Source organism: Streptomyces paromomycinus (assembly GCF_003865155.1).
GTDB lineage: Bacteria > Actinomycetota > Actinomycetes > Streptomycetales > Streptomycetaceae > Streptomyces > Streptomyces chrestomyceticus.
Map to the genome: position 1 here is coordinate 377983 of NZ_BHZD01000001.1, position 14318 is coordinate 392300.

11 protein-coding genes are annotated in these 14318 nt (G+C 72.8%); 7 read left to right on the forward strand and 4 right to left on the reverse strand.

What is annotated here, in order from left to right; all coding sequences use genetic code 11:
- Nucleotides 1–14: 14 nt before the first annotated feature.
- The 7 genes from OEIGOIKO_RS01425 to OEIGOIKO_RS01455 all read left to right on the forward strand — a co-directional run bounded on the left by OEIGOIKO_RS01425 (nt 15) and on the right by OEIGOIKO_RS01455 (nt 7159).
- Complete coding sequence (locus tag OEIGOIKO_RS01425; RefSeq protein ID WP_125051040.1) at nt 15–905, forward strand: hypothetical protein; 891 nt, start codon at nt 15–17, stop codon at nt 903–905.
- The gene (locus tag OEIGOIKO_RS01430) at nt 902–1819 is read left to right on the forward strand and encodes an alpha/beta hydrolase (RefSeq protein WP_125051042.1); all 918 of its coding nucleotides are present in this window, start codon (nt 902–904) and stop codon (nt 1817–1819) included. The genes OEIGOIKO_RS01425 and OEIGOIKO_RS01430 overlap by 4 nt, the downstream gene beginning before the upstream one ends.
- The gene (locus OEIGOIKO_RS01435) at nt 1816–3048 is read left to right on the forward strand and encodes an aminotransferase class I/II-fold pyridoxal phosphate-dependent enzyme (RefSeq protein WP_125051044.1); all 1233 of its coding nucleotides are present in this window, start codon (nt 1816–1818) and stop codon (nt 3046–3048) included. The genes OEIGOIKO_RS01430 and OEIGOIKO_RS01435 overlap by 4 nt, the downstream gene beginning before the upstream one ends.
- 23 nt (nt 3049–3071) lie before the next feature.
- Complete coding sequence (locus OEIGOIKO_RS01440; protein ID WP_246177112.1) at nt 3072–3938, forward strand: ornithine cyclodeaminase family protein; 867 nt, start codon at nt 3072–3074, stop codon at nt 3936–3938.
- Between the two features lie 24 nt (nt 3939–3962).
- Nucleotides 3963–4169, forward strand: a complete 207-nt coding sequence (locus OEIGOIKO_RS01445; RefSeq protein ID WP_125051048.1) for a hypothetical protein — start codon at nt 3963–3965, stop codon at nt 4167–4169.
- Nucleotides 4162–5676 carry an amidase gene (locus tag OEIGOIKO_RS01450; protein ID WP_125051050.1) on the forward strand — a complete coding sequence of 505 codons (1515 nt, stop codon included), beginning with the start codon at nt 4162–4164 and terminating at the stop codon, nt 5674–5676. The genes OEIGOIKO_RS01445 and OEIGOIKO_RS01450 overlap by 8 nt, the downstream gene beginning before the upstream one ends.
- Before the next feature lie 130 nt (nt 5677–5806).
- Complete coding sequence (locus tag OEIGOIKO_RS01455) at nt 5807–7159, forward strand: hypothetical protein (protein ID WP_125051052.1); 1353 nt, start codon at nt 5807–5809, stop codon at nt 7157–7159.
- A 68-nt stretch (nt 7160–7227) separates the two neighbouring features.
- Here the strand turns inward: OEIGOIKO_RS01455 and OEIGOIKO_RS01460 are convergent, their stop codons facing one another.
- The 4 genes from OEIGOIKO_RS01460 to OEIGOIKO_RS01475 all read right to left on the reverse strand — a co-directional run bounded on the left by OEIGOIKO_RS01460 (nt 7228) and on the right by OEIGOIKO_RS01475 (nt 14224).
- Nucleotides 7228–9924: a helix-turn-helix transcriptional regulator gene (locus OEIGOIKO_RS01460; protein WP_170251475.1), complete on the reverse strand. Its 2697-nt coding sequence runs from the start codon at nt 9922–9924 to the stop codon at nt 7228–7230.
- Nucleotides 9921–11363, reverse strand: coding sequence for an aminopeptidase P family protein (locus OEIGOIKO_RS01465; protein ID WP_125051056.1), 1443 nt, complete (start codon nt 11361–11363; stop codon nt 9921–9923). Before OEIGOIKO_RS01465 ends, OEIGOIKO_RS01460 begins: the two co-directional genes overlap by 4 nt.
- A gap of 135 nt (nt 11364–11498) precedes the next feature.
- Nucleotides 11499–12962: an aminopeptidase P family protein gene (locus OEIGOIKO_RS01470; RefSeq protein ID WP_125051058.1), complete on the reverse strand. Its 1464-nt coding sequence runs from the start codon at nt 12960–12962 to the stop codon at nt 11499–11501.
- Between the two features lie 452 nt (nt 12963–13414).
- Entirely contained in the window at nt 13415–14224 is an 810-nt protein-coding gene (locus tag OEIGOIKO_RS01475; protein WP_125051060.1) for an HpcH/HpaI aldolase/citrate lyase family protein, read from the reverse strand.
- Nucleotides 14225–14318: the final 94 nt, after the last annotated feature.

The window sequence follows — 14318 nt, forward strand, 5'->3', positions numbered from 1 at the left end:
CGGGAGTTTTTCTCGTGAAGACCCTTCCGCAGCACGTGATGATCGATGTCTCCGCCTACGACAGCGAGCTGGTCGACGGCCGGCTGCAGGCCACCGACGGCCGGCTGGTGTCCGAACTGGTCCGGCTGGTGACCGAAGGCGACGGTGTCGCCGTCTGTCACGGTGTTGCCAAGACCCTGACGCGGCACGGCCTGGACGTGGGCAAGGAGCAGGACGCCGCCGTCGCCCGCGACTACCTCGAATCGCTGTTCCGCGGCTTCGGCGAGCGGGTGGACGTCGACCGGTTCAGCCCGGTGGCGATGGACTACGACCGTATCGCCGGTATGGACGTCGACGGTTACAACAAGAACACCCACTTCACCCCGAACGGGGACCACACCACCGAGCGCGAGTTCCTGACGACGAAGTGCGTGCACTTCGACGCCGCAACGCCGTTCATCGGCAACATCTACGGCCCCAACACCAACATCGCCGGCGGCACCCCGATGGTCTGCGACACCCGCGCCTACTGCCAGGAGCGCGGCGTGGCCCCGGCCGACCTGCTCGAACTGATGCCGCACAGCTTCAACGTCGCGGTCAAGGAACAGCACGCCGAGCCGGTGCTGACCGGTTACGCGGCCGCGGTCGACGCCGACCTGTCCGCCGACCTGGTCATGGTCGTCCTGCTCAACGAGGTCGACGGCGGGCTCGCGCACGCCGGTTCCGAGCCCCGTCCGGCCGACCCCGCGCGGCCCGCGCGCCGCCCGATCCGGCACCTGGAGTACCAGTTCGCCGAGGACGTCGAGCTGGCCAAGTGGTACCGCCACTACGAGCTGTCGATCCCCCAGCCCAGCCTCCAGGTGCCGGACGAGGCCGCGCGCGAGCGCTACCACCGCGGCATCGACCCGGTCGGGGCGGGCCAGTGACGACCTCCGCACAGCACGACGTACCGCTGATGTCCGACGACGACCGCGCGGAGCTCGACCGGCTGCTCACGGCCCTCGCCGCGGACGAGTGGCCGGAGGACATCGGCGAGGCCCGGAAGTTCTACGAAACCTGGGGCGTGCCGGTCGCCGACGACATCGAGGTCGAAGAGCGGCCCGGCGGTCATCTGCTGACCCCGCCGGAGACCGACGGCTCGCTGACCGGTCTCTACCTGCACGGCGGCGGCTACGTCTACGGCTCGCTGCGCAGCCACGGCCACATGGTCGGGGAGATCGCCCGGGCGGCCCGCTGCCGGATGTTCTTCGTCGACTACCGGCGGGCCCCCGAGCACCCGTACCCCGCGGCGCTCGACGACGCGGTGGCCGCCTACCGGAGCCTGCTCGCCGAGGGCCTGTCCGCCCACGAGGTGGTCTTCGTCGGTGACTCGGCGGGCGGCGGCCTGGTACTCGCGACGCTGCTGAAACTGCGGAGCGCGGGTACGGCCCTGCCGGCCGCCGCGGCCTGCATCTCGCCGTGGACCGACCTGACGGGCAGCGGGGAGACCTACCGCACCCTGGAGCACGAGGACCCCATGCTCACCAAGCCGGTCGTGGAGCTGGTCTCCGCCTCCTACCGGGCGGGCACCCCGCCGACCGACCCCTACATCTCCCCGCTGTTCGGTGACCTCGCGGGCCTGCCGCCGGTGTTCATGCAGGTCGGCAGCCGCGAGATCCTGCTCAGCGACGCCCAGCGGTTCATCGACGGGGTGCGGGACGCCGGGGGCACCGGGGTGCTGGAGGTCTGGCCGGGCATGGTGCACGTGTGGCACCTGCACCACTCGCGCCTGGCCAAGGCCCGCGAGGCCGTGACCCGGCTCGGCGGCTGGCTGCACGACCAGGCGGCGGGTGCGCGATGACCGAGGACATCACGGGGCCCCACCGTTACCGCAACAACCGCAAGATGGTGCCGGCCAGCGAGGCGGCCTGGGGCCTGTCCGTCAAGCACGGGATGCTCGGCCTGGTGGTCGAGGCCGTCGACGGCCAGAACCGGCTGCGCGACGTACGGACGGGGCACGAGTTCACCAACCTCTCCTCCTGCTCGTACCTGGGCCTCAACAGCCACCCCACGGTGGTCGAGGCCGGGCGGGCCGCCCTGGAACAGGAGCAGATCACCGGGCTGTCCATGGGCGAGTTCCGCATCCGGCTGGGCATCATGGAGCAGCTGGAGCAGGAGCTCTCGGACCACTTCGGCGCCCATGTGCTGCCGTCGGTGTCCTGCGGAGTGCTCAGCGCGGCGATCCTGCCGCTGCTGGCCTCCGGGCACCTGACCGACGGCGAGCCGCTGGTCGTGGTCTTCGACCGGTTCGCGCACTTCTCCATGAACTTCCTCAAGCCCGTCCTGGCCGACGAGACGCTGGTGCTGACCTGTCCGCACAACGACATGGAGTACCTGGAGGACATCTGCAAGCGCTATCCGCGAGGGCGGGTGGCCTATGTCGGTGAAGGTGTCTACTCCACCGGCGGGCAGGCGGACCTGGAGGGGATCAAGGCACTCCAGGACCGTTACGGGATGTTCGTCTACCTCGACGACTCGCACGCCCTGTCGGCCGTCGGCGCACGCGGCGAGGGCTACGCGCGCACCGTCTTCGACACCCTCGACGCCCGGACGATCGTCGTCGCCTCGACCGCCAAGGCGTTCGGCGCCACCGGTGGCATCGCCATGGTCGGTGACCGCGGTGTGTTCGACTTCCTCTACCGGTCCGGGCCGCTGGCCTGGTCCCAGGGGCTGCGGACGGCCGCCATCGGCACCGCGCTGGGCGCTCTGGATGTGCATCGCAGCCCGGAGCTGGGCCGGCGTCAGCAACAGCTCGCCCGCAACATCGAGCTGTTCGACGAGCGGTTGCAGGGGCACGGCCTGCGCGGGGCGGGGTCGCACATCAAGTTCGTCACGGTCGGCGACAACGACCGGGCGGTGCGGCTGTCGACCGAGCTGTACCGACGCGGCTACTACTGCTCCGCGATGTTCTTCCCGATCGTGGCGCAGGGCCAGGCGGGCGTACGGATGATGCTGCGCGGCGACATGCCCACGGAGCTGACCGAACGCTTCGCGGCGGACCTGCTCGACGTCCTGGCGGACCTCGGATGACGGTCGTCGGCAGGGAGCACGGGGTGGCCGACGTGACGGCCGTTGCCGCGCTGATGCGCAAGAGCCTGCGCAGCGGCGCGGTGGGCCGGATGAGCGTGCCGCTGCGGGAGGTCGTCGACGAGGGCCACGGCACCAGGTTCCTGTCCATGCCCGCCGTCAGCAGCGATCTCGGGCTGTGCGTCAACAAGACCGGCACCATCACCGACGGTCCCGGGCCGACCGTGACGTCCGTGGTCACGGTGTTCTCGGCCCGGACCGGGGACCTGGTGGGGGTGCTGGACGGCGCGGCCGTCACCAACCTCAAGTGCGCGGCCGTCACGGCGCTGGTCACCGACCGCTGCGCGGCCCGGGACGCCGGTGTCCTGGCGATCGTCGGTTCGGGTGTCCAGGCATGGCAGCAGTACCTGGGGGTCTCGGCGGTGCGCGACATCACCGAGGTACGGGTGCACTCCCGCTCCCGGGAGCACGCCGAGGCGCTGTGCAAGCGCATCCGGCGCGCGAACGGGAACGTACGGGCCGAGGTCAGCGCGTCGGCCCGGGAGGCCACCGACGCGGCGGACGTGATCTCCACGGCGACCACGTCCGTACAGCCGCTGCCCATCGCGCCGGAGCTTCCCGAACACGTGCACATCAACTGCATGGGGGCGCACACCACCGAGTCGCGGGAGCTGTCCCGCTCGCTGCTGACCGCCGCCACGCTCGTCGTCGAGGACATCGGGATCGCCGTGGCCGAGGCGGGCGAGATCCACCGGAGGGCGATCGACCTGGAGGCGCTGGAGAACGGCCGGCCCACCGGGCTCGAAGGCCGCCCGACCGTCTTCAGCTCCACCGGGCACGCCTCGCTGGACCTCATCACCTGTGCCCACCTGGTGGCGCAGGAGCACCACTGACCGCAGGGGAAGGAACGACCGTACGTGGCACACGCCGGCACGGAGGAGACAACCGGGCCCCCGAACACCGGGGACCCGCAACACGCGCGAGCAGACCGGGAGTTCGCCGCCGCTCTGGCGGCCCGGGGCATCGAGATGCCGCCGGACCTGGCGCCCGGTGTCCTGGCCGGGCACCGTTCGCTGCGCACGATGAGCCGGCTGCTGCGGGAGGTGAAGATCAGCGATGACTGACCTCGATCGACCGCCCTACGGGGCGAACGCCCACATCCCCCCACCGGGGGCCTACCCCGACGCAGCCGTACCGAAGCACGCGTCCCCACATCTCGCCGGTCCCGGCGCCCTGACCGAGCTGTCCGTCGCCCAGGCCGGAGCGCTGCTGCGCACCGGAGCGCTGACGTCGGTGGAGCTGGTGGAGCACGCGCTGCGGCTGATCGACGCCCACGACGCCGACCTGCACGCGTTCGTGCTCGTCACCCGCGAGGACGCGCTGCGGCGGGCCGTGCGGGCCGACCGCGAGCTGCGTGCGGGCGTCGACCGCGGTCCGCTGCACGGCATCCCCTACGCGCTCAAGGACATCCTGGACGCCGAGGGTCTGCCCACCACCAACCACTCGCGGCTGACGCTGGACGCCGTCGCCAGGGAGGACAGCGCCGTCGAGGCCCGGCTGCGCGCCGGGGGCGGCGTGCTGCTGGGCAAGCTGGCCACGTACGAGTTCGCCTTCGGCGGGCCGAGCACGGACCTGCCGTTCCCGCCCGCCGAGAACCCCTGGCACCGCGAGCACATTCCGAGCGGGTCCTCCTCGGGAGCGGGGGCCGCCGTGGCGGCCGGGTTCCTGCGCGTCGCCTTCGGCTCCGACACCGCCGGCTCGCTGCGCGGTCCGGCCTTCCACTGCGGGGCCGTCGGGCTGAAGCCGACGTACGGCAGCGTCTCCGGTCACGGGGCCACCCCGCTGGCGCCCACCATGGACCACTTCGGGCCGCTGGCCTGGACGGTGGCCGACGCCGCCGCCGCGCTTCAGGTCATCGCGGGCCCGGACCCGCGCGACGCCCGCACCCGTGAGGCTCCGGCGCCCGACTTCCTCAGCTTGCTGACCGGGGACGTGCGGGGGCTGCGGGTGGGCTACTCGCGGTCCTGGTACGCCGCGGACCCGGGCACCCTCCCGGAGATCACCGAGGCCATCGACCGGGCCCTGGTCCATCTGGAGGAGCGCGGCGCGGTCGTCGAGGAGTGCGCGCTGCCGCCGTACGAGGTCTTCGACGCCTGCGGCCGGATCATCCTGATCGCGGAGGGCTTCGCCGTCCACGAGGAGAACCTGCGGCGCGCGCCCCGGTCGTTCGGCCGCTACACCTACCAGAAGCTGATGCCCGGCGCGGGGGTCGGCCCGGACGACCTGGAGCGCGCGTACCAGGTGCGTAAGGAGCTCGCCGCCGCGCTCGACCGGCGGGTCTTCGCCGACCACGACGTGCTGATCACGGCGTGCGGCCAGACCACCGCGGCCCGCGTCGACGCCTTCGGCACGGACTGGCCTCCGCCGCGGCTGGCCAACGACATGCAGACCATTCCGTTCGCCATCACCGGGCACCCGGCCATGTCCCTGCCCCTGGGGTTCGCCGGCAACGGGCTGCCCATCGGGGTGCAACTGGTGGGGCGCAAGTTCGGCGAGGCGAGCCTGTTCCGGGCCGGACTGGCCCTGGAATCCGCGTTCGGCCGACGGGAGACGCGGCCCGTACTGCCGTGAGACGAAGCACCAGCCCTGGGCCGGCGGTCTCGGACACGCCGGCCCGGGGCCATGCTCGGCGCCTTCCCGCCGCGGCAGCAAGCGGGCGGCGGCTGCCGTCCGCACCAGCCTCTAGCAGGAGTGAAAGACCATGGAACAGACCTCGACGGCGGCGCCGGTGACGGCCGCACGCGGGCCGTACGCGACGGACTCCCGTCGGCTGCTCAACGCCTTCGACCATCAGTTCAGGGGCTTCCGGACCTTCTGGTTCGACCGGATCGCCCCCGCCGGACCGGTCGTGCGGCCCGCGGCCGAGGGCGCCGACCTGGAGCAGGCGAGCGTCCGCCTGGCCGGACTGCTGCGGCGGGCGGTGCGGGAACTGGGCGGGGACTGCCTGAGCCGGCACCGCGCTCTGGGGCTCGACGAACGGCTGACGGAGTTCTACGGGGACGAGGAGTCCGAGAACGCCTACGCGACGCTGATGGGCCGGCCGGACGTTATCCGGACCGCGTCCGGGTGGAAGTTCATCGAGTTCAACTTCTGCTCGTCCACCGGCGGACAGGTCTACGCCCACCTGCTCAACGAGCTGTGGCGGCAGCTGCTGCCGGGCCCGGTCCTGGACACCCTCACGCTCGCCGACCCCCTCAGGGACCGCAACGACGTCCTGCGCACCGTCCTCGACGACCTCGGGCTGGACCCCCGCGTGGCGCTCGTCGGCTATCTCCCGGACGTCTTCCTGTCCGACACCGGGGGCAGCCGCAGGTATTACGAGATCGAGGTCGAGGCCCTGCGGAAGGCGGGTATCGAGGCGCAGTACTTCGACACGGACGAATTCCTCGCCTCGCTCGACTCCCGCGGAAGCACCTTCCCGATGGTGCTGGAGCGGACGGTGCCGCAGGAATGGATCGACGCGGGGAGAGACATCGGTCCGCTGCTGCGCATCAGGCAATGCGGCGCGGCCGTACTGACGCCGCAGAGTTCCTATCAGGCGGCCAACAAGCAGCTCTTCGCGCTGCTGTCCGCCGGACAGGACTGGATGACCGAGGACGACCGGGAATTCGTGGAGCGCTACCTGCCCTGGTCACGCGGTATGCGGGAGGAAAACGTCGAATTCCAGAGCGAGAAGTGGAAACTGCCGGAACTGCTGACGAAGCGGCGTGCGGATTTCGTCGTGAAGCGGTCCGACGGCGACCAGAATTTCGACGTGCACATCGGCGCCCGGACCGAGCAGTCGGCGTGGGAGGACGTCATCGCGAAGGCGGGCCGGGCCGGGACCTGGATAGCGCAGGAGACCGTGCACAGCGCCGAGTTCGACGCCGAGGTCTTCGATTGCGACCTGGGCGCGTACCGGAGCATCTCGACGCGTGGGGTGTTCGGTCCGCTGTTCATGGGCGGGCGGATGACCGGCTGTGTGGTCCGTCATGACGTCCCGGCTCCCGGTGACGCGGCCGGGCAGGCTCCCGGATCGAGCATCCTGGGTACCGTCGCCTGGCAGACGGGCTGACCGGCCGGCCAGGCACGGCCGCGCAACTGGGCCGGGTGGTTGGTCGGCGGAACGGTGGACGGCCGCCGTCATCGGCGCGCCAGGTGGCCGTCCTTCTGGACGAGCGCCATCAGCTGGACGCGGGAACGCACTTCGAGCTTGCGGTAGATGCGGGTCAGGGCCGCCTCCACGGTCTTGACGCTGACGTAGAGGGCAGCCGCGATGTCGCGGTTGCCGCGCCCCTGGGTGACCAGTTCGGCGACCAGTTGCTCGGCGTCGGTCAGCCCGGCCAGCCAGGGCTGCGCCTGGTCCCCCTGCGGCCGGGCCGGCTCCCACAGCGGCGCGCCCGCCTTGCGGAAGACCGCCTCGGCCGCGGCCTGCGCCTCGTTGGCGCGGGCCGGGCGCCTGCGGCGCTGTTCCAGGCAGGAGCGGGCCAGCAGCACCCGGCCGCGCTGCAATGGATATCCGAGCCGTTCGAAGGATCGCGCGGCCCGGTTGAGCAGTTCCTCGGCCGGGCCGAACTCGCCGGCTGCCGCGTGGCACAGCGCCTGGGCCCGGTCGAGCGAGGCCAGTACGCCGCGCCGCCCCAGATCCTGGGCCCGGCGCCGCGCCCCGGCGAGCGTGTGCCGGGCGGCCGGCAGGTCTCCGGCGGCGACCAGCGCCTCGGCGAGGTCGGCGTCGTAACGGATCTGCGCGGGGTCCGCGATACCCAGCTCCTGCACCAGGTCCTGGACCCTGAGCAGGTCCGCCAGGGCCGCGCCGGTGTCGCGCAGCAGCAGGCGCGTCATGCCCGACACATGCAGGCAGTGGGCGGCGTACACGGTGTCCGCGTCCTCCTGCGAGGCCGTCAGGCCCAGATCCGCGTACATCAGGGCCTGTTCGAGGGTGCCGCCGGCCAGTTCGGCGGCGGCCGCCGCGTACCACGGCGGTCCGGGCGAGGCCCCCAGGTCGCGGGTGAGATCCAGCAGGAGGTGGGCCTTTTCGCGGGCGACCGCCCCCTCACCTCGGTGGGCGTGGAGGTGGACGGAGTCGGCGAGCAGCCAGAGCCGGTCGGCGGGGCAGGGCGCCGGTCCCAGCTCGTCGAGCAACCGCTCGGCCTGCTCCAGATTGTCCTCCAGCAGGGCGAAGTTCACGGCGGTACGGCCCGGGTGTCCGGGCATCCGGGCCGTACCGCCGTCGGCCGGGCCCGTCGCCAGCGCGCGCCGGAGCAGCGCGGTGCGGCCCGGGGAGCCTTGGCCCTGCTCGATCTCCGCGGTCAGGGCCAGCGCCGCCGCGTGGGTCGTGGCGTCGCCCGCGCGCTCGGCCCACTCCTCGGCCGCCTGGGCGTGTGCCAGGGCCTCGGCGTGGCATCCCCGGCTGAGTCGCAGGCCGTGGGCGAGCCGCAGATGCGCCGCCGAGATCAGGGCCGGTTCGTCGGCGGCGGTGGCTTCGGCCAGGGCCTGCGCCGCCACGTCCGTGACCAGGGCGGCGCCCCGCCCGGCGGCGTCGACGACGGCGAGCCGTGCCTGGGCGCGGGCGGCGGGCACGGCCCGGCTGCGGTCCAGCTGGTCCAGGGCCGTGCAGGCCAGGTCGAAGCGCCCGGCCGTTTCGGCGTCCCGGGCGGCCGCGACCAGCAGGTCGTGGCGGGGTCCGCCGGTCCGGCCGCCCGCCAGCAGGGCGAACTCGGCGGCCCGGGTGTGCTCGCCCCGCTCGCGCGCGGCGGTGGCGGCGTCGGCCAGCGCCGGGATGAGCTGGGCGGGCAGCTCGGCCGGGGCGAGGGCGCACGCCTCGTGCCACAGGCGGTCGTCGGCTCCGTGCGCCGCCGTGGCCAGGGTCAGGTGGGCCTGGCGTACCGCCTCGCCGCTGGCCTGGGCGAGGATGCCCTCCTGGATGACCGGGGCCGCGAAGGCCACGGTGGCGGCCACCTTGACGAGTCCGGCGGCCTCGGCGTCGGCCAGGGCCGCGTCGGCGGACGGGCCCGCCGCGCGGCGTACGACGTCGAGCGACGGGTCGGCTGTGAGCGCGGCCAGCAGCAGCACCCAGTGCACCGGTGCCGCCAGTCCGGCCAGCCAGGTGCGCAGGGCTTTGCGCGCATGCGGGGCCAGCGGCTGGGCGTCCAGGACCGACGGAGGCCCACTACGGGCCAGTGCGGCGGCGATGTCCCAGACCAGCCGGGGGTTGCCGCCGGTGGCCGTGTGGATGCGCGCGGCGGTGCGCTGCGGGATGTTGAAGGTGCGCACCACGGCTGCCGACTCCTGCGCGCTGAGCGTGGGGAGCGCGATCTCCACGGCGTCACCGCCCAGGACGTCGTGCGCCAGGGGGCCGTCGGGCCGCAGTGCCGCCAGCAGCGAGACACTGCCGCGGCTGCGGCGTGCGGCGAAGCCGAAGACGTCCAGGCTGTCCGGCCCCCACCAGTGCATGTCGTCGGCGGCCAGCAGCAGCCGGGCCCGGCGCCCCCATGCCTGGAGGCAGGAGAGGACCGTCACGCGCAGGAGGGCCGGGTCGGGTTCGGGTCCGGTGACGCGGCGCAGCACCCAGTCGATCGTCGCCCGCTGGATGTCGGAGAGCTCACCGCTGACGTCCGCCGGGCACACGGTGAACAGGTCCACGAGCGGGACGTAGGGCAGATGGGCGTCGGCAGGCGTCGAACTGAGCCTGACCACGGGGTCCCCGCCGGACTGCCACTGCGTGCAGACCGCGTCCAGCACCGCGGTCTTGCCGAATCCGGTGGGACCGACCACCGCCACCGCGCCGGCCTGTTGGAGCTGTCCGTGGACCTGGTCGACCAGCAGGCTGCGCGCTCTCACAGCAACGCTTCCATCCACGCCTCGACCTCGTCGGCGCCGCGCGGCAGGCCGGCCGACAGACACTCGGCGCCGTCCGCGGTGATGACGAAGTCGTCCTCGATGCGCACGCCGATGCCGCGCAGCTCCTGCGGGATCGACAGGTCGTCGGGCTGGAAGTACAGGCCGGGCTCGACGGTGAGCACATGGCCGGGCTGCAGGATGCCGTCGGTGTACTGCTCGTTGCGGGCGGCGGCACAGTCGTGACAGTCCAGGCCGAGCATGTGGCCCGTACCGCAGACGGTGTACCGGCGGTACAGGTCGGCGCTGTGCTCCATGCCCGGGGCGGCGGGCCGGAGGCCCCAGGAGTCGAGACCTTCGGCGATGACACGCGTCGCGGCCTCGTGGAAGTCGCTGTAGCGCGCGCCGGGCCGCAGCGCGGCGATGCCCGCAGTCTGGGCGGCGTGGACCAGGTCGTACACACGGCGCTGGACGTCGCTGAAGCGTCCGTTGACCGGCAGGGTACGGGTGATGTCGGAGGTGTAGAAGGAGTCGGCCTCGATGCCCGCGTCGAGCAGGAGCAGGTCGCCGTCGCGCACCGGACCGTCGTTCTGCATCCAGTGCAGCACACACGCGTGGGCGCCGGCCGCGGCGATGGTCTCGAAGCCCAGGCCGTTCCCGGCCAGCCGGGCGCGCCGGTTGAAGGTGCCCTCGATCCAGCGTTCGCCGCGCGCCAGACGGGTGGCGTACGGCAGTTCGCCGACGACGTCGCCGAACGCGGCGACGGTGTGGTCCACGGCGGCGCGCAGCTGGTCGACCTCCCACTCGTCCTTGACCAGCCGCAGTTCCGAGAGGAAGGCGAGGAGTCCGGCGTCGGCCGGCTCCGAGGGTGCCACCAGCGCGTCGACGAGGGCGTCCTGGCCGCGTACCGAACGGGTGGGTACGCCGGTGGTCAGGGCGCTTTCGAGGCGGTCGCGGGCGGCCGTCTGGACGCCGAGGGCGTCGGCGGTCTCGGTGAGCGTACGGCGCCGGCCGACCCAGAACTCGCCGTGCCGGCGGTCGCTGTAGAAGTGCGCGCCGTCCGGCCCGGCGTCGCGCGGCGAGCGCGGCCGGGTGAACAGGGTGACCTCGTGCCCGCTGCCGGTCGGCTCGAAGACCAGCACACTGTCCGGTACCGCCTGGGTGCCCTGCTCGGCGGTGAGGTGGACGAAGGCGGAGTGCGGGCGGAAGAGGTAGTCGAAGTCGTTGCTGCGGACCTTGAACCCGCCCGACGGGACGACGATCCGTTCGCCGGGAAACCGCTCGGAGAGCGCCGCGCGCCGCTTGGCCGCGCACGCGGCTCCCGAGACGGGCGGCAGCTGCCGGGTCGTGTCGGCCCAGCCGTGCCGGAAGGCCTCGGCCACCGCGGCCGGTACCCGGCGGTCGTGGCTCTGCATTCCGCGCGAGCCGTCTGATCGTTCCATCGCACGTTCCCCCTTCGCGTGACGGCCCGTCCTCACCGGGAACGGACCGGGTGTACGCCGCGGCCGGCCGACGGCGCTGTCGGCCGGCCGGTGGTGCGGCCGGCGGCGCGAGGCGGCCGGCCGCGGCGGGCGCGGTCAGCCCCGCAGCCGGGCCATCCAGGCTTCCACCTCGTCGGCGGCCCGGGGCAGGGCGGCCGAGAGGTTCTCGTTGCCCTCCTCGGTGACCAGGATGTCGTCCTCGATACGGATGCCGATGCCGCGCAGCTCCTCGGGGACGGTCAGGTCGTCCGACTGGAAGTACAGCCCCGGCTCGACGGTGAGCACCATGCCCGCCGCCAGGGTGCCGTCCACGTACAGCTCGGTACGGGCCTTGGCGCAGTCGTGCACGTCCAGGCCGATCATGTGGCCGGTGCCGGTCAGCGTCCAGCGGCGGTACAGCCCCAGCTCGTACGCCTCGTCCACCGACCGGTCGCCGAACAGGCCCCAGGCGGCCAGGTGCTCGGTCAGCACCCGCTGGGCGGCGTGGTGGAAGTCGCGGTACTTGGCGCCGGGGCGGACCGCGGCGATACCGGCCGACTGCGCCGCGTACACCGCCTCGTAGACCTTGCGCTGAGCCGGGGTGAAGCGGCCGTCGACCGGCAGGGTGCGGGTGACGTCGGCGGTGTAGAGGTTGCGGCTCTCCACGCCGGCGTCGAGCAGCAGCAGGTCGCCGGGGCGGGCCTCGCCGTCGTTGCGGACCCAGTGCAGGGTCGTGGAGTGCGCGCCGGCGGCACAGACCGACGAGTAGCCGACGTCGTTGCCCTCGATGCGCGCCCGCATGAAGAACGTGCCCTCGATGGCCCGTTCCAGGGTCGGCTCGTCGGTGCCCAGCACACGGACCACGTCATCGAAGCCCCGGATGGTGGCCTGGCAGGCGTGGCGCAGGTCGGCGATCTCGAAATCGTCCTTGACCAGGCGCATTTCGGAGAGCGCGACGCGGAACTCGATGTCCCGCTCGGCGGTGACCTTGTCGTGCAGCGCGGTGTCGACCTGCGCGTCGTAGCCGCGCAGCAGGCGGATCGGGCCGGAGGCAGCGGCGAGCCGCTCGCCCAGTGTCCGCACGTCGCGGCAGTCCAGGCCGAGCAGCTTCGCGTTCTCGGCGAGGCCGTTGCGAGGGCCGTCCCACAGCTCGCCGTGGTAGTCCAGCCAGAACTCGCCCGAGGCGCGGTCGGAACCGGGCAGCAGGTAGGCGGCCGCCTGGTGGGTGCCGTCCTGGCCGGGCTCCAGGATCAGTACGCCGTTGGGCGACTGGTCACCCGTCAGGTAGACGTAGTCGGAGGACGGCCGGAACGGGTAGTCGGTGTCGTTGGCGCGGACCTTCGGAGTGCCGGAGGGGATGACGAGCAGCTCACCCGGGAACAGGGCGGAAAGCGCTTCCCGGCGGCGCGCCGTGTGCGCGGCCTGCGCGATGGGCTCGGGATCGCGCTGCTCACGGTCGGCCCAGCCCTGCAACATGTTCTCGGCGAGCTCGCTGCTCACGCCCGCATACAGGCCATTCTTGCGGGTCTTGTTCTCGTCTGACTCTTCAGCCACCACAGCCTCCTGAAGTGAATCGCTCACGCACGTTCCTCCTCCACCGCGGACAGCCGACACCCCGCAGGGCCGACCGGCCGGAAATCCTTCCAAGAAAGCTGCCACACCGCCCCGGCAGTCCCCCTTTTCGCAGGTGAACGCCTTGCACCGGGCCGGCGGCAGCGGCGTGCGGTGAGCCGGGGCGCCGCGCCGCTGCGCGCGGGCCCGCACGGTCCGGTACCGCACCTGACGGGCCCTCACCCCCGAGCGGCACGCCTTCTTGCCGCGAACGGCACTCTCGCAGACCCCCACCCCTCTTACGTCATACACGTGTCTGAAAGATCATGGACGGTTTTGTGCCATCTGTCGATGGGCCGACCGTCCCCGGCCCGGCTAGGTTCTCCCCGCCGCCCGATACCACAACCCCTCCAGGGCCACGGAGCCCGCACCCGGCAAGACCCGGCAGGCCCCGGTACGGCCCGCTCCCCCGCAGGCGCGGCTCAGCCGTCGGCGGCCAGGATGCGGCGGGCACGTTCCAGTACGGGTTTGTCGACCATGTGCCCGTCCACCACGGTCACGGACTCCCCCGCGGCGACCACGGACCGCGCCCACTCCCGTTCCGCCGCGGTGGGCGCGAACCGCTCCGCCACGACGGCGATCTGCGCGGGATGAATGCACAGCTTTCCGGCAAAACCGAACCGGCGCGCGCGGACGACGTCCGCGGCGATGGCCTCGGTGTCCTGCACGCTGGTCGTGACTCCGTCGACCGGAGCGCTCAGGCCCGTCACCGCCGACGCCGAGACCAGCCGGGAACGGGAGTACGCGAGCGCCTCGTGATCGTCATGGGCGACCCCGAGCTGCCCGGCGAGATCGACATTGCCCAGGGCGACCCGCACCACACCGGGCGCCGCGCACACCTCGACCGCCCGCTCGATGCCCGCCGCCGTCTCCACCAGCGGCATCACCGGACACTTCCCGCCCGTACGGCGGGCGAAGTCCGCCAGTATCCCGGGGTCCGCGGCCTTGGGGACCATTACCGGCGCGCCGCAGGCGGCCGCCATCGCACTGTCCTCGTCGCTCCAGGGCGTACCGGGCGCGTTGATCCGGACCATGGCGCTGTTGCCCGCGGCGAGCCAGGCGGCGGCCTCGGCGCGGGCCCGCTCCTTGTCCGCTGCCGCGACCGCGTCCTCCAGATCGACGATGACCACGTCCGCACCACTGGCAACGGCCTTGCCGAACCGTTCCGGCCGGTCGCCCGGCACGAACAACAGGCTGCGGGCCGCCTCCAGGCGGCTCACGGACAGACTCATCCCCGAGCCACCCCCGCCGCCCCGTCACACCACTCCCGGTACCGGCCCGGTCCGACGCACGCAGTCCGCACAGCCCCTCCTCCAGGACGGGATC

Coding starts and splice junctions, on each gene's coding strand:
- OEIGOIKO_RS01435 (WP_125051044.1), top strand. CDS start 1,816: ATGACCGAGGACATCACGGGGCCCCACCGTTACCGCAACAACCGCAAG.
- OEIGOIKO_RS01450 (WP_125051050.1), top strand. CDS start 4,162: ATGACTGACCTCGATCGACCGCCCTACGGGGCGAACGCCCACATCCCC.
- OEIGOIKO_RS01455 (WP_125051052.1), top strand. CDS start 5,807: ATGGAACAGACCTCGACGGCGGCGCCGGTGACGGCCGCACGCGGGCCG.
- OEIGOIKO_RS01465 (WP_125051056.1), bottom strand. CDS start 11,363: ATGGAACGATCAGACGGCTCGCGCGGAATGCAGAGCCACGACCGCCGG.
- OEIGOIKO_RS01475 (WP_125051060.1), bottom strand. CDS start 14,224: ATGAGTCTGTCCGTGAGCCGCCTGGAGGCGGCCCGCAGCCTGTTGTTC.